Origin of the sequence: Saltatorellus ferox (assembly GCA_007751475.1) — a bacterium.
In the GTDB taxonomy this organism is placed as follows: domain Bacteria; phylum Planctomycetota; class UBA1135; order UBA1135.
The window spans coordinates 658,022-678,200 of record CP036434.1 but is presented as its reverse complement, the minus strand read 5'-3'; the positions used below and the strand labels follow the sequence as shown (position 1 = coordinate 678,200).

Here is a 20,179-nt window from a genome sequence, read left to right as displayed (position 1 = left end):
AGATCCGTACACAGATTGGGGAGAGCACCGGTCGATAGGCAGCCACCGGCCGAGTCGCGCACTCTAGATGCTCTCTTCCCACGCACCCACCACGACGCTCCGCGAGATCGACCGCGCAAGACGTGCGAAGTGCACGGTCGACTTCAAGCAGATCCCTGGGATCCAGGACAGCGTCAATCGGGACCTCGCGAATGGCGTGTTCGGGGGTTCGTTCGCCTACGTGGGAGCCTGGCTTGCGATCGCTTTCGTCACCAAGATCCACGTGGATCATCCGCAGCTCTTCTGGACGATGCTGGGCGCCTTCGTCGCGCTCGGGGGGTTGCGGCTTCGCCTGATCCACCGGTTCAGGAAGGGGCTCGAGCCAGACGGGCGCTCTTGGCGACTTCGCCTGTCCGCGCAGCTCACCTTGGCCGGCCTGCTCTGGTCCGTCGCGACGGCGACACTGGGCGTCGCCGACTCGCATTCGCTGGGATTCTCCGGCGCCATCTACGGGCTCGTGACCATGGCGGGAATCGGTAGCGCGACCATGGCGCCTTCGTTGCGCCTGGCCCTCAGCTACGTGACCGCGCTCGTGGCGCCGACGGCTGTGGCGCTGATTCTGCAGCCGGAGCCCCACGCCACCGCCAACGGCATGGGGCTCGCCGTCATCCTCTGCTTCGTGGTGGGCTTCACCCGTCACATGCATCGAAACTACGCGCTTCAAATCGTCACCAATCACGTGCTCGCAGAGCAGACGGAGGACCTGCTCCGAACCCAGTCGGAATTGCACCGCGAAGAAAGGGCCCGCGAGATGTTCTTTGCCGCCGTCAGCCATGAACTGCGGACTCCGCTCCATGGGATCATCGGGATGGTCAACGAGCTCGGGGAGTCCGAGCTGAGTTCGGAGCAACAGGATTCGCTCGAGGTGATCCGGAACTCGGGCGACCAGATGCTCGGCGTGATCGGCGACATCCTCGACCTCGCCAAGGCGAGACAGGGAGAGCTGAGCCTGGAGCTGGTCCCACTCGACCTCGTGGTCCTCGGGCGCGAAGTGGTGAGCATGATCGGCCACACGGCCTCTGCAAAGGGGCTGCGGTTCGATCTCGACGCCAGGGTGCACGAGGCAACCGTGATCGGCGATCCGCTTCGGATACGTCAGGTACTCCTGAACCTCGCGAGCAACGCCATCAAGTTCACGCAAGGGGGGTCCGTGACGATCGTGGTGGAGTCCATTCCCCGCGAGTCGGTGGGACGGACATGGTTCCGTCTGTCGGTCAGGGATACCGGATCAGGAATGGACGCCCAAACTCTCGAGCATGTGTTCAAGCCCTTCCACCAGGCCAGCGCGAGCACGCAGCGGGAGCATGGCGGTACCGGACTCGGGCTCTCGATCGTGGCTCAGCTCGTCGAGCGCATGGGGGGAGAGCTGCGCGCGGAGAGCGAGGTGGGCGTCGGCTCCAGCTTCGTCGTCGAGATCCCCTTCGAGGTCCCGGCGGCGAGGAACGCAGCGGAGGATGCGAACAGTCAGGCGGCGAAGAGCGCCTCTGCGAAGGCGAAGCTCTTCGAAGGATCTGGAATCCGCGTCCTGGCTGCGGACGACCAGGTCGTCAATCGACGCGTCCTGCAAAGGATGCTGGAGCGCATCGGACTCGAGGGCACTCTGGTGGAGGACGGCGCCCAGGCGGTCGAGGCGTTCCGCAAGGGTGCCTATGATCTCATCCTGCTGGACTGCCAGATGCCCGTCATGGACGGCTACGAGGCGACGCGTTCGATCCGTGCTCTCGACGTGCATGGAGCCGCGGACGTACCGATTCTCGCCCTATCGGGTAGCGCGGGTGACGAGATCGGTGACGTGGCCCGCGCGGCCGGGATGAACGCTTGCCTGCTCAAGCCGATCACGCAGGACGAACTCGTGAGCGCACTCCATGAGCATCTTCCGGGACGCTTTTTTGCTCCCCACGAGCCGGCGGTTGCGCTCGAAGAAGCCGCGTGAGCCCGTGGATGCGGTAGGCTGCGCCGCGCCATGCGCTGCCTCATCGCCAACGACAAGTTCAAGGGATCGCTGACCGCCCTCGAAGCGGCGAGTGCGATCGCGGCTGGTCTCCCGGCTGGATATGAGGTCGATCTCTGCCCGATCGCAGATGGCGGAGAGGGCTTCACGGAGACGATGTGCGCCGCACTCTCCGGGCGCTGGGTAACGGCGGATGTGTCGGACGCTCTCGGTCGACCGATTCGAGCGCGGTATGCGGTGACGGACGCCGGAGTCGCGGTGATGGAGATGGCGGCCGCGAGCGGGCTCCTGCATGTCCATCCGGACGAACGCTCCCCGCTGCGCGCCTCTACCTTCGGGACGGGTGAGATGCTGCGTCATGCTGCCAGACAGCGCGGAGTGAGTCGCATCCTGATCGGACTGGGCGGAAGCGCCACGAACGACGGTGGGGTGGGGATGGCGAGTGCGCTTGGGATTTCTCCGGTGAATGGACGCGGACGAACGCTCGATCCGTGGCCGTCCGCATGGGGCGAGCTCGCCGGATTCGACGCGACAGGCCTGGTGGCCGTGCCACCGATCCAGGTCGCGAGTGATGTGACGAACCCTCTGCTTGGCCCGAAGGGAGCCACGGCGGTCTTCGGAGCGCAGAAGGGAGCCAGCGAGGCGGAAAGGCGAGAACTCGAGCGGCATCTCGCGCGGCTGGTCGAGGTGACAGGCGCCTACGCGACGGCGAAGCGACCGGGCGCGGGCGCCGCGGGCGGCCTGGGCTTCGGCCTGATGCACTTCCTGGGCGCGGAGCTGCGATCCGGCTTCGAGCTGGTGGCGGAGGCGCTGGACCTGAAGCGCCGCATCCAAGAGGCCGACTTCGTCATCACGGGCGAGGGATCGATGGACGCGCAGTCGCTGGACGGAAAGGGTCCGGTCGGCGTGGCGCAGATGGCGACGTCCCTGGGCCGACCAGCCTACGCCGTCGGCGGCCGAATCACAGGAGATGTCCGATCCGCGGGCCTGTTCCAGGCCTGCGCGAGCCTGGACGAGAGCGGGCTACCGCTAGAAACGCTGATACGCCAAGCCACCACCCTGCTGACCGAGGCGACGAAGCGAATGATGTCGCAATCTCCACCTCCAGCATGACGCACGCAACGGAAGCCTCTCCATGAAGCGCTTCCACGAGATGAGCTGCCCCCCCTGACGCCCGAGCCGACACAAACGGACCAGGTGCGTTCATTCCGGTACAAACGGACCAGGTGCAGTTGTTCCGGAACAACTGCACCTGGTCCGTTTGTATCGGAATGAACGCACCTGGTCCGTTTGTGTCGGCTTGGGGTCAGGAGTCTTCGGGGGTGGGGTCGGGGGGAGGGGCGTTCCAGGTTTTTTGGGCGAGCCAGGCTCCGAGCGACGTGGTCGTCAGGACGGCGGTCCAGACCAGGGCGCCTCGGAAGGACGCCACGTGGACCGGGGTGTGCTGGAGGAGGGAGAGGAACGCCGTGGCCGAGCCGGCGATGACGGCGATTCTGTGACCCACCGCTCGCCAGGCTTGCGCCAGGGCGATCGGGCTCACCTCGATTCGTTCGTTCGCTTGATTCGACATGGTGGAAGGGGACGACTCAGCCTAGACGGGGGACCGGCGTCAAGGAGGGAATCAGGTCGGGGTTGGAGCGCGATGGTGATGCCGGCGGAGGCGGCGCCAGATGGGTGAGGCGGCTCGCGATCTGACTGATGCAGAGCTGCTCCAGCGCCCGCTTGGGCGTGAGTGCGAACGGGGACTGGTGAGAGGAGCAGCGCTCGATATGGACAGAACGCGGGAGCCAGCCCGCCTGGCGCGGTGACCGGGCCAGGAAACGCTCGCAGATCGTCCGGAGCTTCGAGGCCACCGCCTTGCCCTCCTCGACGCCGCTCGCATGGTTCACGATGACCTCGGGAGTGGGAATATCCACGGCGGTCCGCGCTCCGAACTGGTCCAGCGCCTTGATGAGGCCATAGGCGTCGGTCAGGGCCGCCAGCTCCGGCGTCGTCACGATGAAGACGCGGTCCGCGACCGAGGCGAAGCCCAGGACATCCGGGCCGATCCCGGCCGCACTGTCTCCGATGATCAGATCATAGGACGGCGCGATCTCTTCGATCAGGGCCGCAAGTTTGGCTCGACGGTCCGACGAGAGCTGGGCCATCGACTCTTCACCCGATGAAGCGGGGAGGAGATGGATGCCCGCGGGGCCCTCCACGATGCATTCCTGGACGCTGCATTCGCCAGCCAGGGCGCGGTCGATCCGCGGCTCCCCCACCGACAGCCCGAACAGGACGTCGAGATTCGAAAGGCCCAGATCGAGGTCCACCAGCAGGACGCGCCGCCCCGTCCGGGCCAGCTCGACGCCCAGGTTTCCCGCGACCGTCGTCTTGCCGACGCCGCCCTTGCCGCCCGTCACGAGGACGAACGGTGTCTTCTTGAAAGCGCTCATCCGATCCTCCCGATCAGCGCGAGGTCCGCGAATCGCTCCTTGTTCGCGCGGAAGAAGTGCGGGCCCAGGTCCGGCCCGTTCGTCAGGAACGCCAGGCCCAGTCCGCTCGCCCTCGCATGCTCCAGTGCCGGAAGCGGCTGCTGCGCCTCATCCAGCTTCGTGACGACCGCCCCCAGCGGCGCCAGCGGCGCCGCGATGGCCGTCGTGGATTCCATCGCCGCCGCCGACGCCGTCGCGGGCAGGACAACGAGCGTCGCCAGCTGGATCTTCGCCGAGGCCGCATCGCAAGCGTCCCCGAGTGCCAGCAGCGACTCGACATCCTTCTGCACGTCCCCCGTTCCGTCCACCAGCACCACGTCAAATCGTCCGGGCTCCAGCGCCAGCTGGTTCGCCAGCCTCACCGGGTCCCGCAGCGCCATGCTCGGGATCCGTAGCAGCTCCCCGTAGGCCTTGATCTGCGCTACCCCGCCCACGCGATCCGCGTCGAGCGTCGCCAGCGCCACCTTGCGCCCCGCGCGCGCCATCCGCAGAGCCAGCTTCGCCAGCGTTGTCGTCTTGCCCACACCGGTGTGCCCGAGAAGCGCCACGACCGCCGTCTCTCCCCGCGGCAACGGCAAGGTCGCCACGTCGAAGTGCTTCGCAATCTCATCCGCCGCCAGATCCATGGGATGGGCGCCCTCCACGTCCACCTTCACGATCCCCTCCAGAACCGCTTCCCGCATCTTCTTCGACGCACCATGTTCACGCAGGCGCCGCTCCACGTCCGCCAGCGGCGTGCGCTGCGGGCGCCCCGTCACCGACGGATGCGAGACCACCGTCGCTGGCACCTGCGCACCAGCAGATGCTTCCGGCTTCGTCGCGGTCGCCGCCTTCAGCAGCACGCCCGCCTCGCGCCTCATCTCGCGGAGCGCCTCCGTGCTCCGCGGAATCCGCGTCGACACCGCGAGCGTCACCCGCCCGGGTGACGTGACCTGATCCACGACCACCGACTTCTCGCCGAACGTGGCACGCGCCGTCATCAGCGCCTGGCGCATGGTGCGACCCGTCACGATCTGAAGGGAGTCCTTCGCGCGCGGCGACGCGACTGGTGGGACGAGCGGCGCAACGACAGCGTGCGCGACGGCGGATTCTGGTGGCGTGGACATGGCGGAGTGGGTTCCTGGAGAATGGAGGGATCAGGGTTGGGAGGAGCAAGATCAGGCCGCCGGCGCGGACTCTTTCATCCGCACCACGGAAACGGTGTCGACCGATCGAGCGGGAACGACCTCGTTGAAGGAAAGCACCGCTGTCTTCGGCAGCGACGAACGCACGAGCTCGGCCAAGAAACGTCGGATGCCCGAGCGCACGAGCACGACCACGTTCTTACCGGACTGCGACGCCAGCCCGAGCGACTGCCCGATCTCTTCGACCAGACGCGTCAGATACGCGGGCCCGATGGTGCTCGCGTCGGGATCGTTCGAGCGCCCAACGGCAGCCGCAAGCTGCGCTTCGATCGACGGATCGAGGGTGATCGCATGGATCGTGCCGTTCGAATCGGCGTACTGTTCGCACAGCGCTCGCCCGAGTCGCTGGCGCGTCAGTTCGGTAAGCGTCTCGACGTCGCGCGTCCTTGGCGCGTTGTCGCTGAGCGTCTCGAGGATCGCGGGCATGTTGCGGATGGCGACGCCCTCGGCCAGGAGGTTTCGCAGCACCTGCTGGATCTCACCAATCCCGAGCCTGTCGGGAATCAGCTCCTCCACCACGGCCGGCGCGATCGCCTTGGCGTTCGCGATCAGGTCCTTGACGTCATCGCGCGTGATCAGCTCCGGCAGCGCGCCGCGCAGCACCTCGGACAGGTGCGTGACGAGCACGCTCGTCGGATCGATCACGGTGTAGCCAAGGATCTCGGCCTCGTCGCGCTTCGACGCATCGATCCACACGGCGGGCAGGCCGAACGCGGGGTCCACAGCGGCCTTTCCCTTGATCTTCGCGGCCGCCGTCCCCGGATCCATCGCCATGAAGAGCGTCGGCTCGACCTCCCCCGCCGCGATCTCCTGACCGCCGGCCAGCACGCGATACGACTTCGGTCCAAGCTTGATGTTGTCGCGGATCCGCACCGGCGGCAGCACCACGCCTTCCTTGAGCGCGAAGCGCCTGCGCAGCTGCGCGATGTGATCCAGGATCCCCGATCCCGAGCTGTCCTGGACCATGGGGATCAGCTGATAGCCGATCTCCAGGCTCGCGCGGTCCACCTTCAGAAGCTCTGCCACCTCCTCTTCGTCCGTGGGGGCGGGCGAAGCCTCGGCCTGGGCGGCCTCTGCCTTCTCCACCACCGCGAGATCCCGCGCATCCTCGGCGGCTTGCCCGCTGCGCCACATCAGCACGAGCGCCGTGCTGAGGATGAAGAACGGTAGCTTCGGCATGCCCGGCAGCAGCCCGATCGCGAAGATCGTCGCCGCGGCGATGAGCGTCGCCTTGGGCCGTGCGCCCATCTGATTTGCCAGATTGGGCCCGAGCCCGACATCGCTCGAGTCCTTCGTGACGAGCACACCGGCCGCCGTCGAGATCAGGAGCGCCGGGATCTGGCTGACGAGGCCATCACCGATGGTCAGCTTCGAAAACTGATCGACAGCCTGGCCGATCGACATCCCGCCGGAGGCGCCGATGGCAATCCCCCCCACGAGGTTGAGACCCGTGATGATCAGGCCCGCGACCGCGTCACCGCGCACGAACTTCGACGCACCGTCCATGGCCCCGTAGAACTCGGCCTCGCGCGCCACACTCATCCGCCGGTCTCGCGCTTCATCCGCGTCGATGAGACCGCCGTTGAGATCGGCGTCGATCGCCATCTGCTTGCCGGGCATGGCATCGAGTACGAAGCGCGCCGCCACCTCACTGACCCGGCCAGAACCCTTCGTGATCACGACGAACTGAATGATGATCAGCACGAGGAACACGACGAGACCCACGCCAAGGTTGTCGCCGGTCACGTACTGCCCGAACGCCTGGATGACGCTGCCAGCCTCGCCGCCCGTCAGAATGAGGCGCGTACTCGCCACGTTCAAGCCGAGCCTGAAGAGGGTCGCGAACAGCAGGATGGTCGGGAACGTGGTCAGCTCGGTCGCGTCCCGCGCATGCATCGTCAGCATGAGCAGCATGACCGCACCCGAGAGGTTCAGCGCGAGCAGCAGATCGAGCGCCATCGGCGGCAGCGGCGCCACCAGCGTCAGCATGAGTCCCAGGACACCGAAGCCCAGGAACCAGTCGCTCATGTTCCGGAGGCGCGCGCCGCCGGTCAGGTCCTTGCGTGAGGGAGTGTTCGCCATCGAACGCTAGCTCAGGCCGAAACGGCCCGGCCCTCCATGCGGTAGACGTAGGCAAGGATCTTGGCGACCGCCTCGAAGAGATGTTCTGGCACGGCGTCACCGATCTCGCACGAGCGGTGAAGCGCGCGCGCCAGCGGCGGCTCCTCCACGATCATCACCTTCGACTCCGTGGCGAGCGCACGGATTCGCAGCGCGACTTGATCAAGCCCCTTCGCGACCACGGTCGGCGCGGCATCGCGCCCGTCCTCGTAGCGCAGCGCCACCGCATAGTGCGTCGGGTTGGTGATCACGACCGTGGCCTTCGGCACGTCGTCCATCATCCGGCGCGAGGCGATCTCGCGCTGCACCTGGCGAATCCGCGCTTTGACCTGGGGATCGCCCTCGCTGTTCTTGGCCTCGTCACGCACTTCCTTCTTGCTCATGCGCATGTCCTTGGAGTGCTGGTAGCGCTGGTACACGAAGTCGATCAGCGAGAGAGCCACGATCACGACCACTCCCGCGCTCGCGGCGAGAAGGAAGGTGTGACCGATGGCGCGCACGACCTGCCTCGCATCCGTTCCCGCCACGGCCGAGATCACTGGAAGCTGCCACATGGCCACCGTCACGATCGTCGTGCCGATCAGGATGATCTTGAGCAATCCCAGCCCCGTGCGGACTGCGCCGCGGGTTCCGAAGACCTTCTTGGCCCCGGAGACCATGCTGAGTTTCGCCGGATCGAATCCGATTGCCTTGGGCGTGATCAGGAATCCGACCTGGCCGTAGCCCGCCACGAAGCCCACCAGCAGAACAGGCACGAGAAGCATGGCCAATGCTGTGACCATGCCAGTCACGGAGTTGCTCATCAGCGCCGAAAAGTCGCCTGCGGTCAGTTCCTCGCGCGCGAGCGCGGCCATGCTGTCGAAGCTGGTGACGAGCAACCCTCCGGCCGCACCGGTGAGTCCCTTGCCCAGCATCAGCATCGAGCCGATGGAGGCCGCGAGCATGAGCCCGCCGACCAGCTCGGTCGACATCGCCACCTGGCCCTTGTCCCGAGCGTCGCTCAGGCGCTTGCCCGTCGCTTCCTCTGTCTTGTCGCCTGAATCGCCTTCCGCCATCTCAGACCTCGATCGCGTCGAGACCGGCTTCGAGCCCGGCCATGAGCTGTTCCAGGAGCGACGTCATCGCCGTGCTCAAGGTGGGACTGAGAAGGCAGAGCGCGAGAAGCCCGCCGCCAACGCGCAGGCTGAAGCCCATCTCCAGGACATTGACCTGGGGAACGGCGCGCGCGATGAGCCCGATGAGTACCGAGATCATCATCAGGAGGACCAGTACGGGCGCCGCGAAAGCGATGCCCGAGGCGAAGAACTCCGAGAACAGACGAAGAATCACGGCGGAGAGATCACCGCCGAAGTCGAGCGTGCCGACGGGCGCCCGCTCGTAGGACTCCGCCAGCGCACGGATCAGCCACTGGTGCCCGTCCACGGCGAGCAGCGCGAGAAAGAACAGCGTCTCGTTCATCTTCGAGATCAAAGGAAGCGCCTCGCCGCTGGCGGGGTCGGAGGCGCTTGCCATCGTGAAGGCCATCTCGTTGCCGACCATCTCCGACCCGATGCGGATCCCGAGGAGCGTCAGGTGCAGGATGAAGGCGAGGCCGAAGCCGAGCAGCATCTCACGCAGGAGAAGCAGGCCGAAGTGAACGGCCGACGTCGTCTCGACGAGCGGCATCCCCTGGGCCATGTAAAGAACGATGGACACGGACGTGACCAGCGCCACCTTGTAGCCGGAAACCTGGGATCCGGTGCCGATGAGCGGCGCCGTGAGGAGCAGCGCGCCGCAGCGGGTCAGGCACAGCGCCGCACCCTCGATCAGCCCGTCGGGCAAGCTCGAGAAGAGTCCGGGCTGCATCTCCCCCTCGGGGAGCGCCGACAGCGCGGAGGTGGCGATGGCCAGGGTAAGGCTCACGAGAGTCCGAACTCCGTCATGTGACCGATCAGTCGGGCCGTGTAGTCGCCGAGGTATTTGAGCGCGGGCGCGAGGAGGAGGAGCGTCGTGAACATCACGGCGAGCATCTTCGGCACGAACGAGAGCGTCTGCTCCTGGACCGAGGTCAGCGCCTGGAAGAGGCTGACCGACAGGCCGACGACGAGGCCGACGAGCATGATCGGCCCTGAGATGATGAGGACCGTGAAGACGAGCTCGCGCGCGAGGTCCACGATGTGAAGGTCGAGTTCCATGGCGCCCTGGCTAGCTCGCGGCCTGCATGACGAAGGAGGTGACGACCGACTCGGTGACGAGTCGCCAGCCGTCGACGAGCACGAAGATGAGCACCTTGATCGGCGTCGAGATCATCACGGGTGGGAGCATGAACATGCCCATCGAGAGCAGGACGCTGGAGACGACGAGGTCGATCACCAGGAACGGGAGGAAGAGCAGGAATCCCATCTGGAAGGCGGTCTTCAGCTCGCTGAGGATGAACGCGGGGATGACGACGGTCAGCGGCAGGTCGGACGCGTCGACGTCGGGTTTGACGCCGTCCGGCGCCAGCACGGAGGGATCATCGGTGCTCGCGTGGACGGTGCCGTCCTGACCGGCAAGCTTCGTGTACTCGAAGACGCTCTCGTTGCCGCTGAGGTCCGCGAAGAGCCGCAGCTCCTTCTCACGGGTGTTTGCCACCAGGAAAGTCGAGAGCGAGCCCCAGGCCCGGTCGCCCATCTCCTGGACGCTGATGTCCCCGGCCTCGTAGGGGGTCCACGCTTCTGCGTAGAGTTCCTTCCCCACGGGCGCCATGACGAACATGGTGAGGAAGAGCGCGAGCCCGATGATGACCGGGTTCGGCGGTAGCTCGTTCAGGGAGAGCGCGCGGCGCACGAACGAGAGGACGATCACGATGCGGGTGAAGCTCGTCAGCGTGATGAGGATCGCGGGCAGAAGGCTCAGGACCGTCAGCAGCAGCGCGATCTCGACGGCGGCCGAGAGGCGGCCTTCCTCGCCCATCGCGCCGGGGTCCTGGGTCTCCTCCAGCGCTTCGCGTGCCCGCGCGGCGACGCCGGCAGCCACGGTCTCACCGACCTGGACGGATCCCCCGGAGTTGACCGAACTCGCCGTGCTGGAGCGGCCAGTGAACGCCTGCGACGCGGGGGCCGTGGCGGCACCCGCGCTCGTGAAGAGGGCCATCGCCAGGAGGGCGACGGTGATCAGGCGGCGCAGAATCGTCACGCGACGTACTCCTGGGTGCTGTCCTTGCGGATGGCGGCGCGTTCGACGGCGGCCGGTCGACCGGTCGCCGCCTGCTCCAAGGCGGAAGGCCGAGGCTGCGGCGCGATCTCGTGGGTTCCGAGCAGACGCTCCTTGGCGGCCTGCAAGCGCGCCTCGAAGGCCTCTCGGGTGCGATTCGGAGCGGTCTCCCGCGCCTTGCCGCGATCCAGATCCACGGCAGCGGTGTCGAGCTCGGCCACGAGGTCCACGCTCTTCTCCCCGAGCCCGATCGCGAACGTGCGATCGTAGCAGCGGACGACCGCAAGCTGGCGCTTGCCGCCGAGGGGCAGCACGTCGAGCACCCGCAGATCCCGCTGCGCCGCCCGCCCCTTGAGGCCGCCGACCACGAGCTTCCGGAAGCCGTAGGCGACGGCGCCGATGGTGAGGATCAGGACCGCCGAGGTGGTCATGAGCCAGGTGAGATCCGGCCCGCCGCCGGCGTTGCCGGAGGCGGCGACGCGCGCGGTCTGGATCGTGAGGACTGGCAGGAGGAGGGAGTGGAGCATGATGGAAACCCGGCGGATGAGACCGCGGGGCTGCCATCCCCTACGCAAGGGGTGTGCCAGGTACAGAATTCGACCCTCGCGCTCGTGCGAGGGCCGATTCATGAAGAATCCTCTACCCGGCTGTCGCGAAGTCCGACACCGACTGTTGGGAATGCCGACACGACGGTGGTCGTGCCCTGTCTCCGCCCTACCTGGCGTCGATCTCCAGCGTCGACAGGGGCTCGGTGAAGAAAGGGACCATGACCTCCTTCACGTGCGCTGTCTCCACCCCGTCGATCACGAGCACGACGCGGATGATTTCGATGGGCACCTCGATCCTCATCGAGAGCCGCTCCTCTTCATCGAGCTTCGTCGGGGGCAGGGCCTCCGAGGTCTCCAGCTCGACGTCGTCTTCTCCGTAGACCCGAAGGGCCGCGCGGCTCCACGAGCCGTCCGTCGGCATGAGGACGCGCACGTCCATGGGACGAGCCACCCTGGCGCGCAGGGCGACCGACCTGGTCTCGCCGGGCTGCACGGTGAGGGTGGTGGCCGGGAGCACCAGGCGCTCCCCCGACCTCCGCGAGAGCCTCCACTCCCCGGGCTCGAGCAGCCCTTCGGTCTTGTGGTTCGTCTCGTCGAAGAGCAGCCCCACCTGGTGCCCGCCGGGGCCTTCGAGAACCAGATACTGATTCCGAAGGAGGCCTGGCAACTCCGTGATCGGAACGCCATCGGGCAGCTCGACCTCCAGGGTCACCTCCGCCCGAGCACCCCGCGCCATGTCGATGTCGCCGAGGTCCACGGTCTCCCCGTCGGCCACTTCGATCCCGATCTGCCCCACCGAGTTCCCGTTCGGGTCATCCACGAAGAAGCGATAGGTGCCCGCCCCGATCGGCCCGTAGGTGAACGAGCCGTCCACCGGATCGACGTCGACCGCCCCGAGGGCACCGTGACCCGCCGACTGGGCCACGAAGATCTTGACCGCGGGGCTGATCGGCCCATCACTGCGCACGAAACGCCCGGTCAGGAACGACCCTGGCTCCACCGGCCGCGCGACCACGACTTCCAGACCCGTCGTCCCGGGCTCGACGTCTTCCACGGCAGCGAGCATCTGGCGCGGCCGCTGCTCGCCCTGGAAGAACTGAACCGACCAGGTGTCGGTGGCGGACGCGTACCAGGGAGGAGCTGGGAGTGAGGTCAGGTCGAACTTCCCCTCTGCATCCGTGACCGTCTGCATGACGTAGTGTCCCCTTCCTCCGAACTTCGGCTCCAGGTGGAGCCCCGGCACAGGGAGCCCCGCCTCGTCCACGACCCGCCCGCTGATGCGGGGCTCGAAGCTCAGGTGCAGCTCCAGTTCCAGCGTTCCGGCTTCCGGCACCTCCTGCTCCAAGGTGGCCTTCGCCAGCGTCATGCCTCTGCCCTGCCCGGCGACGAAGAGGTACGTACCCGCTGGGACGTGCTGGAGTTCGAACCGGCCCGCCTCGTCGGTCGACACCGCGTGATAAGGCCCGTGCGGATCGCGTTCTCCCTGCTCCTTGGCCACGCGGTACCGGACGTTGGACTCCTGCACGGGCGTATCGTCATCGACGAGTACCCGACCACGGACGGTCACGCCGGCGCCGAGCGCAAGGTCGAGCCGAATGGGTTCCGCGCCCGCCACCAGGGGAAGGATGCGCGCCGCGTAGCCCGGCGCGAAGGCGGCCACCTCGTACTCGCGCGGCCGAAGCTTGCCGGGTAGGACGTACTCGCCCTCTTCGTTGGTTTGCGCAGACACCTCGTGCAAGAAGCCTCCTTCGCCCTGGTCCACGAACGGGCTGACGGGAGAGGCCACGACCCACGCGCCCGCGATGGGGTCGCCCGCCGTCGTGGAGACGCGCCCCGAAAGCTGCGCACCCTCGGCGTGAACCACCAGAATCACCTCGCGCAGCCCCGGCGCGGACTCGGCAAGCCGTTGCACCTCCAGGGTCGTCGAGGCCGTCATGCCAGCGGCCGCCGCCATGATCGAAGCTCGCTCCCCCAGCGTGACCTCGAACGCGCCGGAGACATCGCACGTCGCGACCGGCAGACCGCCGATGCTCCACTCGGGCGCTCCGCTGGCGAAGACCCGGGCGCCTGGCACCGGAGCGCCTGACCCGTCGCGAACCACGCCGCCGACGCGCAAACCTGGCTCCTCGCGAAACGTGTACCTGGCCGCTTCTGCGGGTGGAACGTCAGGCAGGTCGCGCGACACGTCCGACTTTCCTTCGATCGTCCTCGCCGCGTTGAAGCAGATGAAATGGTTCGTTCCCGGCCAGTCGAAAGTGGCCTTGCCCGCTGCGTCCGTGACGCTCGAAGAGATCGCCCGCGGTTCGCCTCCGCTCCACCGAATAGTGGCCAGCACGAGCCGTTCCTCGGCGAGAGGCGCACCGCTGGCCGAGAGCGCGGTGATCTCGATGCCTGCGATCTCGGACCCGGAGAACCCGGGCGCCGTCAGCCCCTTGCGCGGCTCGGCCACGGGCAGCGAAGCGTGCTCCGGCGACACTGGCTCCGCTTCCCGAGCCTCCGCGACCTCAGGCGCCAGAGCCAGGACCTCGCCGCCGGGTAGGGAGATGGGCGCCTCGGGAGCGCGTGAGGCACGGGCCCAGATGGAAACACCGATCACGCCCGCCAGCGCGGCTGCCGCGACGAGCATCGCGCTGCGGGAAGCAAGCCAGGTCGCCGAGTAGCGCGGAACCGCGACGGCGATCGGACCGATCGCGCTCAGCCACGCCCGGCGGCCTTCCTCGCCGCCGCCGTGGCCACGGGCCAGATCTTCGCGCAGCTTCTCGAGGCCGCGGGTGAGGCGCGTGTTGACGGTCTTCACGGGAACGCCCGTCCGCGCCGCGATCTCGCGGGGGGGAAGGCCGTCACGGTAGCGATGGTACAGCGCGGTCCTGTACGGCTCGTCGAGGCGCTCCAGGGCTTCGTGCAAGAGACGTTCTCGCTCGAGTCGCAGGGCGACCTCGTCGGAGCCGCCGCCGTTCCCCGCGACATGACGGTCCGAGGTCAGCGCCTGGGTCTGGCGCAGCGCCTCGCGCCGATACCCATGGCGAGCGCGCCGCCGCATGACCGTCGCGAGCCACCCGCGCGGCTCGCGCATCTCGACGGAGTCCTCGGCCGCGGCCAGCGCCACGGCCCAGGTCTCGGAGACGAGGTCCTCGGCGCGGTGAAGATCGCCCACGAGGGCGCGCGCGAGACGCTGGAGATAAGGACCGTGTTCCCGGAACAAGGCCTCGATGGAGAAGGAAGAGGGCGTCATGTCGGACATCAGTGTCACCTGCAAGATGAAAGTGTGGGTCTTTCCCCCTGGATGGCCCGGCTCGAAGGATTCACCTCAGGCGATTCGCCGTTTCTGATAAGTCCCTGCTCTCCGGTGAACGGAGGCCCGAAAAGTCTGCTGCGAGCGCCCCGCTCCACCGCTGAATCGCGACGATGGCCATGTGGACATCCTCGAGAACATCATCTACTGGGCCGGACTCGTGGGCAGCTGTGCCTTCGTCGTGTTCCTCCTGATGCAGCGCTTCGGCGCAGCGATCGGGCAGGTTCGGCGCGCGGCCGGCGGCCGGCTGCGCGAGCTCGCCGTTCCGGCGATCGTCGCGCTGCTCGCGGGGAGCGCGCTCCTGATTCGCCTTTCAGACGGCGCGAACACCGGCGGCGCGCGGCCGTTGCTCAGAGTGCTGGTTGGATTCGGAGCGACCTGGCTGGTGGCTCGCCTGATCCATATTGCCATGGATTCGATGATCCAGCGCCAGGACGTATCGGTGGAGGACAACCTGCGCGCGCGAACCGCCCTCACGCAGTACCGGGTTCTGGAGCGAATCGCGATCATCGTGGTCTGGGGCCTTGGCACCGCCATGGTCATGTGGACCTTCCCCGGCATTCGCGCGCTCGGAAGCGGGCTACTCGCCTCGGCGGGCATCGTCGGCCTCGTGCTCGGCCTCGCGGCCCAGCGCACGATCGGGAACTTCCTCGCTGGCATCCAGATCGCGCTGACGCAACCCGTTCGCCTGGACGACGCGGTCGTCATCGAAGACGAATGGGGCTGGATCGAGGACATCACGACGACCTACGTCGAGGTCAAGCTCTGGGACGAGCGGCGGCTCATCGTTCCCTTCACGACGATACTGGAGAAGCCCTTCCAGAACTGGACGCGCACGCGCGCCGACATCATCGGATCCGTCATGCTCTGGACCGATCACAGCGTCAACGTGGCCGAGATGCGCAAGGTCCTCCAGTCGATCGTCGAGTCGACCGACCTCTGGGATGGCCGCGTGGTGGTCCTGCAGGTCGTGGAATCCAGCGAGCGCGCGGTTCAACTGCGCGCGCTCGTCAGCGCCGCGAACTCGCCGCGCTGCTGGGACCTGCGCTGCCACGTGCGTGAGAAGCTGCTCGCCTACCTGGCGGAAGAGCAGGCGCACGCCCTCCCCCGGCTTCGAGGCGAGCTGGATTCGAGCCAGATGACCCGACCCTCGTCTGGGGCCAGGGCTCCCGACAGCGAAGGCCCTCCGGGGCGAGAAGACGCTTCGGAAGTGGAGGTGGGCGGACTGCCCGGTGGGCCGCGGAGCTGAGCCAGCTCTCGCCGCAAGCTACCGGAACGGTGGCTCGTCGAACGCCCGCAGCTTTCGGCTGTGGAGCTTGGTCTGCTTGTCGGCGGCGAGGCGCTGCAGCGTCTGGATCCCGATCCTGATGTGCTCGCCGATCGCGCGCTCGTAGAAGCGGTTCGCCGCGCCCGGAAGCTTGATCTCCCCATGCAGAGGCTTGTCCGAGACGCAGAGGAGCACGCCGTAGGGAACGCGCAGGCGGAAGCCGTTGGCCGCGATCGTCGCGCTCTCCATGTCGATGGCGATCGCCCGCGACTTGTTGAAACGAAGCGCCGACTCCGTGAATCGAAGCTCCCAGTTGCGGTCATCGGTCGTGACGACCGTGCCCGTGCGCAGCCGTTTCTTCAGCGCCGCTCCCGACTCGCCCGTGATGTCTGCGGTGGCGTCGTGGAGCGCGAGCTGGATCTCCGCCAGTGCGGGCACAGGAATCTCCGGTGGTAGCACGCTGTCGAGCACGTGGTCCTCGCGCAGGTACGCGTGGGCTAGCACGTAGTCGCCGATCGCCTGGGAGTGCCTCAGGCCCCCGCAGTGACCGACCATGATCCAGCACTCCGGACGGAGGACGGCCAGGTGGTCCGTGATCGTCTTCGCGTTCGACGGGCCGACTCCGATGTTGACGAGCGTGATGCCCGAGCCTTCCTTGCCCACGAGGTGATAGGCCGGCATCTGGTAGCTGCGCCAGGGCGCGCTGGCGATGGCGGCACGGCTTCCCTCGTCCGGCTCATCGATGACGACGTTGCCGGGGATCACGAGCGATTCATAGGCTCCGCTGTCGCCGATCTGCGTCAGGGCCCACTCGCTGAACGCGTCGACATAGCGATGGTAGTTCGTGAAGAGCACGTACTTCTGAAACGCATCGATCGGCGTACCGCAGTAATGCGCGAGCCGCTTGAGCGAGAAGTCCACGCGCGGACCGTCGAACACGGCGAGCGGCCGCGTCTCCCCCACCTTGTGGATCTCCCCGTCCGCCAGTTCGTCGCCGATGTGCTCGAGGTCGGGCGCAGGGAACCAGCGGGCAAGTTCGGCGGGCGAGATGTTCTCCAGGCCAGCCGCCTGCGTCTGATCCCAGACGTAGGGATAGGGAATCTCCGACGTCGAGCGGGTGACCTCGACGGTCACTTCGTAGTCGCGCATCAGCGGCACGAGCTGCTCCAGCAGGTACCCGCGGAAGAACTCCGGCTGCGTGAACGTCGAGACGTAGATGCCGGGCTGCGACATCTTTCCGAACGCGCGGCTCACCGGAGGCGGTGGGCCGTCGGGCGCGTAGGTGATCCGTAGCTCCGGGTAGCAAAACCGCCCGCTCGCGCGGTCCTCCGCCGTGGGCGGCGTGCCGTGGCGAAGGTAGAGGGCCAGGGCGTCGCCCAGGGCATCAGCGGCCTCCTGGTAGAGGCGTTGAAGCGCGTCGACGACGGCTTCCGGTGTGGTCAGTTCGGTCATGGAGTTGCGTCGCCCGGCGGGTGCCCCCGAAGATACGATGCCGACCCGACCGATTCCGCAGCTATCCGGAGATGTCGCAGCGATCCCCTTCGGGCGAGGCGGATCCGTAGTAGGCCATGCCGCGCCGGGCTTCGCGAACCTTGCGGAGCTTGCCCAGCACCTGATCCTTCTCGGAGGAGACCACCGACACCAGGACCGCGTTCAAGCGCAGCAGCTCTTCGAGTTCGTCGTCGAACGCCTCGAGGCGATCCGCCGGAACGGAGGCCCGGAGCTCCTCTGGCGCTGGAGCCGCACGCAGCGATGCCATCACCTTCTTCCAGGCGGCGAGCCGGCCCGCATCGTCCTGATCCGTGTCGCCGGACGCGCTTCGGTCGAGCAGCGTCAGCCCGTCCCGGAGGGCTCGCTTCGAGCTCTCCAGTTCGACAAATGGATCCGCGGGGGCGGTCACGCGGCCGCCCTGTGGTTGCTGACTTCCACGTGCTGCCAGGCTTCCAGCAGCTTCGCCAGCACGGTGCGCACGCCCGGAAGCGGCTCAGCGGTGCGATCGAGCATGGAACGTCCGATCTCTGCCTCGCAGAACAGATAGAGACCCTTGAGCTGCTGGACGATGTCCTCGCCCCCGACGTCCTCACGAAGAGAAAGCCGAAGCTCCGCCACGATCGCGTCCGCGCTGCTGCAGTGCTCGATGAACGACGAATGGGGGTCCCTGGGATCCTCTGCCTCTGCCTGGAGCAAGAAACGCAGCGCGCCCTGGTAGAGCATCCGGACGATCTTGATAGGCGGCGCGTTCTCGACGGAGGCGGTCAGATAAGCCTCGGCGGCCTGGGCGTGGGATGACATGGATAAAGAGGTCGTCGATAGGGGTGAGTCGAAGCGGCACCGCTGCGCGTGCCGCCAGTGAAACGGATGGGTCGGATCAGCCGCCGAGCACGGCGTTGAGCGCGCTACCCTGGGCGTTGAGGCCAGCCATGACCTCCTCGAGCCGGGCATACTGAAGAGTCAATCGCTCCTCGTAGTCGGAGAGGCGGTCTTCTCGCCGTGCGATCTGGCTGTCGTAGCGCTTGATCGAATCCTGGATCGCTGTCTTCCGGAGATCGAAGACACCCTGGATGTTGATGGAAGAGCTTCCCGAGGCTTGCCGCCCGAACATCTGATCGATCCCGCGGATCAGCTTGGCCATCAGGCCCGTGTCTGCCGTGGTATCCACGTTGTATCCAGGCGTGTTCGCCTCGGCGCCACCGTTGTCGAACCCGTCCGTGTCCGCGAAGAGGTCCATGAGCGCGGGCAGGTTCTGGGCGAACTTCTCGTCGAAGACCGTCGCGTCCACCGAGAGTCGGCCGTTCCGATCCTGCTCGATACCGACGAGATTGAGCGTGCTGTAGCCGCTGGTATCGTTGATCGCCGAGTTCACGTCGACGTTGAAGAGCGCCGACTGAATCGAACGCTTGACCGAGGACACGATCGAGTCACCGAAGAGAAGCCCGGTCGTGCCGCCGTTGTCATCCGCATCCGTGGACGGCGTGAAAGTGCTCTGCTTGTCGATGAAGTCCATCACCTCGTTGTACGTGCTGATGAACTCATCGATACGCCCGCGGACAGCGTCGCGATCGGCTTCGATCGAGATCGTGACCGGGCCGCTATCGTTCATCGCACGGACATCGATCGTGACGCCTTCGATCACCTCGGTGAAGGAGTTCGTCGATCGCCGGATCAGGAGCCCGTCGATCTCGGCGAGTGCATCGTTGCCGACGGTGATATTGTTATCGCTCTGGGAGTTGCCTGCCGCATCGGGCGCGGCATAGTTGATCCCGAGCCCCTCGCCGGTGGCGAGAGGGTCCTGGCCGACGTTCGAGAAGATGTCGGTCAGACGACCTTCTTCCCCGGAGACCTTGGACGAGAGGACGAGCTGAAACGAGGGCGAGGACTCCGTCCCGGTATTCACCACGGACGCGCTGACGACGTCGCCCGCCATCGCTTCGATCTGGCTGGCGATCCGATCCAGGCTCGAGTCGTTTTCGTCGAGGGTCAGGGAGTAGTCCGTCGTTCCGACCTTGAAGCTGATCAGCTCGTTCGGACCGCTCGCGAGGTTCTGATCGCGGGAGGAATTGGCGTCGAAGGCCCAGCGGTCGGTCGCGGCCATCCGCTGAACGTCGAGCGTGTGGGTGCCGGGCTGGGCGTTGGAATCCGTCGTGACCGTCGCGACGCTCTCGTCGCTGATGGAGGATGCGTAGGCGTAGAACTCTTCGGGCGAGGCGAGGGCCTCGGCCTTGGTCTTCAGCTTCTTGACGAGGTCGCCGAGCTGGCCGACGAGGTCGAGCTTCTTCTGCTCCGTGCCGCGCCGCGTTTCGATGGTCCTGATCGGAATGCGTTCGATCGAGACGAGCTGCGAGACGATCGCCGCCGTATCAAGGCCACTGCCGAGGCCTGAAAAGCTGATTCCGGAGCTACTTACCATGGGCGTGTGCGTGTGATGCGCGAGCGGCGCCGAGCGGAGTGCTGGCGGTCACGGGTGTGTTTTCGGCCGTACGGGGCCTGGCCTGAGCGATGAATCGAAGTGACTCCGCTCCAGCAGGTGTGCCTGGAAAAGATTTCCACGTCGCGCCTCGATCGAGGCGCAAGATCAGAGGCCGTCCTCGGCTCCAAGCAAAAACCGAGGACGACCGGAGGCCGTCAAGGA

At 66.9% G+C, this 20,179-nt stretch carries 17 protein-coding genes; 3 read left to right on the top strand and 14 right to left on the bottom strand.

All coding sequences use genetic code 11. The features are described 5' to 3' along the window. Positions 1–67: 67 nt before the first annotated feature. Both Poly30_RS02545 and Poly30_RS02540 read left to right on the top strand, forming a co-directional pair. Positions 68–1,972, top strand: a complete 1,905-nt coding sequence (locus Poly30_RS02545) for an ATP-binding protein (protein WP_145194453.1) — start codon at positions 68–70, stop codon at positions 1,970–1,972. A 30-nt stretch (positions 1,973–2,002) separates the two neighbouring features. Next, a complete protein-coding gene (locus Poly30_RS02540; protein ID WP_145194452.1) occupies positions 2,003–3,103 on the top strand; it encodes a glycerate kinase family protein in 1,101 nt (366 codons plus the stop codon). 193 nt (positions 3,104–3,296) lie between these two features. On the opposite strand, the gene Poly30_RS02535 is transcribed toward Poly30_RS02540, so the two are convergent. From Poly30_RS02535 to Poly30_RS02490, 10 genes are all read right to left on the bottom strand, one after another. Further along, positions 3,297–3,560, bottom strand: coding sequence for a hypothetical protein (locus tag Poly30_RS02535; RefSeq protein WP_145194451.1), 264 nt, complete (start codon positions 3,558–3,560; stop codon positions 3,297–3,299). 16 nt (positions 3,561–3,576) lie between these two features. Beyond that, positions 3,577–4,425, bottom strand: coding sequence for a MinD/ParA family ATP-binding protein (locus Poly30_RS02530; RefSeq protein WP_145194450.1), 849 nt, complete (start codon positions 4,423–4,425; stop codon positions 3,577–3,579). Then, positions 4,422–5,570, bottom strand: coding sequence for a flagellar biosynthesis protein FlhF (locus Poly30_RS02525; RefSeq protein ID WP_145194449.1), 1,149 nt, complete (start codon positions 5,568–5,570; stop codon positions 4,422–4,424). Before Poly30_RS02525 ends, Poly30_RS02530 begins: the two co-directional genes overlap by 4 nt. 51 nt (positions 5,571–5,621) lie before the next feature. Then, entirely contained in the window at positions 5,622–7,730 is a 2,109-nt protein-coding gene (gene flhA, locus Poly30_RS02520) for a flagellar biosynthesis protein FlhA (RefSeq protein ID WP_145194448.1), read from the bottom strand. Positions 7,731–7,741: 11 nt separating this feature from the next. Next, the gene (flhB, locus tag Poly30_RS02515) at positions 7,742–8,824 is read right to left on the bottom strand and encodes a flagellar biosynthesis protein FlhB (RefSeq protein ID WP_145194447.1); all 1,083 of its coding nucleotides are present in this window, start codon (positions 8,822–8,824) and stop codon (positions 7,742–7,744) included. Position 8,825: 1 nt separating this feature from the next. After that, positions 8,826–9,671 carry a flagellar biosynthetic protein FliR gene (locus Poly30_RS02510; RefSeq protein WP_145194446.1) on the bottom strand — a complete coding sequence of 282 codons (846 nt, stop codon included), beginning with the start codon at positions 9,669–9,671 and terminating at the stop codon, positions 8,826–8,828. Beyond that, complete coding sequence (locus Poly30_RS02505; RefSeq protein ID WP_145194445.1) at positions 9,668–9,943, bottom strand: flagellar biosynthetic protein FliQ; 276 nt, start codon at positions 9,941–9,943, stop codon at positions 9,668–9,670. Before Poly30_RS02505 ends, Poly30_RS02510 begins: the two co-directional genes overlap by 4 nt. Positions 9,944–9,953: 10 nt before the next feature. After that, complete coding sequence (locus Poly30_RS02500) at positions 9,954–10,925, bottom strand: flagellar type III secretion system pore protein FliP (RefSeq protein WP_419190874.1); 972 nt, start codon at positions 10,923–10,925, stop codon at positions 9,954–9,956. Next, a complete protein-coding gene (locus Poly30_RS02495; RefSeq protein WP_419190873.1) occupies positions 10,922–11,470 on the bottom strand; it encodes a FliO/MopB family protein in 549 nt (182 codons plus the stop codon). The genes Poly30_RS02500 and Poly30_RS02495 overlap by 4 nt, the downstream gene beginning before the upstream one ends. 187 nt (positions 11,471–11,657) lie before the next feature. Next, positions 11,658–14,723, bottom strand: a complete 3,066-nt coding sequence (locus Poly30_RS02490; RefSeq protein ID WP_419190872.1) for a sigma-70 family RNA polymerase sigma factor — start codon at positions 14,721–14,723, stop codon at positions 11,658–11,660. A 181-nt stretch (positions 14,724–14,904) separates the two neighbouring features. On the opposite strand from Poly30_RS02490, the gene Poly30_RS02485 reads away from it, so the two are divergent. Beyond that, positions 14,905–16,032: a mechanosensitive ion channel family protein gene (locus Poly30_RS02485; protein WP_145194442.1), complete on the top strand. Its 1,128-nt coding sequence runs from the start codon at positions 14,905–14,907 to the stop codon at positions 16,030–16,032. Between the two features lie 18 nt (positions 16,033–16,050). Here the strand turns inward: Poly30_RS02485 and Poly30_RS02480 are convergent, their stop codons facing one another. The 4 genes from Poly30_RS02480 to fliD form a co-directional block, all read right to left on the bottom strand. Next, positions 16,051–17,502 (bottom strand): AMP nucleosidase, encoded by a 1,452-nt coding sequence (locus Poly30_RS02480; protein ID WP_145194441.1) that lies wholly within the window; start codon positions 17,500–17,502, stop codon positions 16,051–16,053. A 61-nt stretch (positions 17,503–17,563) separates the two neighbouring features. Then, a complete protein-coding gene (locus tag Poly30_RS02475; RefSeq protein WP_145194440.1) occupies positions 17,564–17,950 on the bottom strand; it encodes a hypothetical protein in 387 nt (128 codons plus the stop codon). Further along, complete coding sequence (locus tag Poly30_RS02470) at positions 17,947–18,342, bottom strand: flagellar export chaperone FliS (RefSeq protein WP_419190871.1); 396 nt, start codon at positions 18,340–18,342, stop codon at positions 17,947–17,949. Before Poly30_RS02470 ends, Poly30_RS02475 begins: the two co-directional genes overlap by 4 nt. 76 nt (positions 18,343–18,418) lie before the next feature. Next, entirely contained in the window at positions 18,419–19,957 is a 1,539-nt protein-coding gene (gene fliD / locus Poly30_RS02465; RefSeq protein ID WP_145194438.1) for a flagellar filament capping protein FliD, read from the bottom strand. Positions 19,958–20,179: the final 222 nt, after the last annotated feature.

Coding starts and splice junctions, on each gene's coding strand:
- Poly30_RS02545 (WP_145194453.1), top strand. CDS start 68: ATGCTCTCTTCCCACGCACCCACCACGACGCTCCGCGAGATCGACCGC.
- Poly30_RS02540 (WP_145194452.1), top strand. CDS start 2,003: ATGCGCTGCCTCATCGCCAACGACAAGTTCAAGGGATCGCTGACCGCC.
- Poly30_RS02535 (WP_145194451.1), bottom strand. CDS start 3,560: ATGTCGAATCAAGCGAACGAACGAATCGAGGTGAGCCCGATCGCCCTG.
- Poly30_RS02530 (WP_145194450.1), bottom strand. CDS start 4,425: ATGAGCGCTTTCAAGAAGACACCGTTCGTCCTCGTGACGGGCGGCAAG.
- Poly30_RS02525 (WP_145194449.1), bottom strand. CDS start 5,570: ATGTCCACGCCACCAGAATCCGCCGTCGCGCACGCTGTCGTTGCGCCG.
- flhA (WP_145194448.1), bottom strand. CDS start 7,730: ATGGCGAACACTCCCTCACGCAAGGACCTGACCGGCGGCGCGCGCCTC.
- flhB (WP_145194447.1), bottom strand. CDS start 8,824: ATGGCGGAAGGCGATTCAGGCGACAAGACAGAGGAAGCGACGGGCAAG.
- Poly30_RS02505 (WP_145194445.1), bottom strand. CDS start 9,943: ATGGAACTCGACCTTCACATCGTGGACCTCGCGCGCGAGCTCGTCTTC.
- Poly30_RS02495 (WP_419190873.1), bottom strand. CDS start 11,470: ATGCTCCACTCCCTCCTCCTGCCAGTCCTCACGATCCAGACCGCGCGC.
- Poly30_RS02490 (WP_419190872.1), bottom strand. CDS start 14,723: ATGACGCCCTCTTCCTTCTCCATCGAGGCCTTGTTCCGGGAACACGGT.
- Poly30_RS02480 (WP_145194441.1), bottom strand. CDS start 17,502: ATGACCGAACTGACCACACCGGAAGCCGTCGTCGACGCGCTTCAACGC.
- Poly30_RS02470 (WP_419190871.1), bottom strand. CDS start 18,342: ATGTCATCCCACGCCCAGGCCGCCGAGGCTTATCTGACCGCCTCCGTC.
- fliD (WP_145194438.1), bottom strand. CDS start 19,957: ATGGTAAGTAGCTCCGGAATCAGCTTTTCAGGCCTCGGCAGTGGCCTT.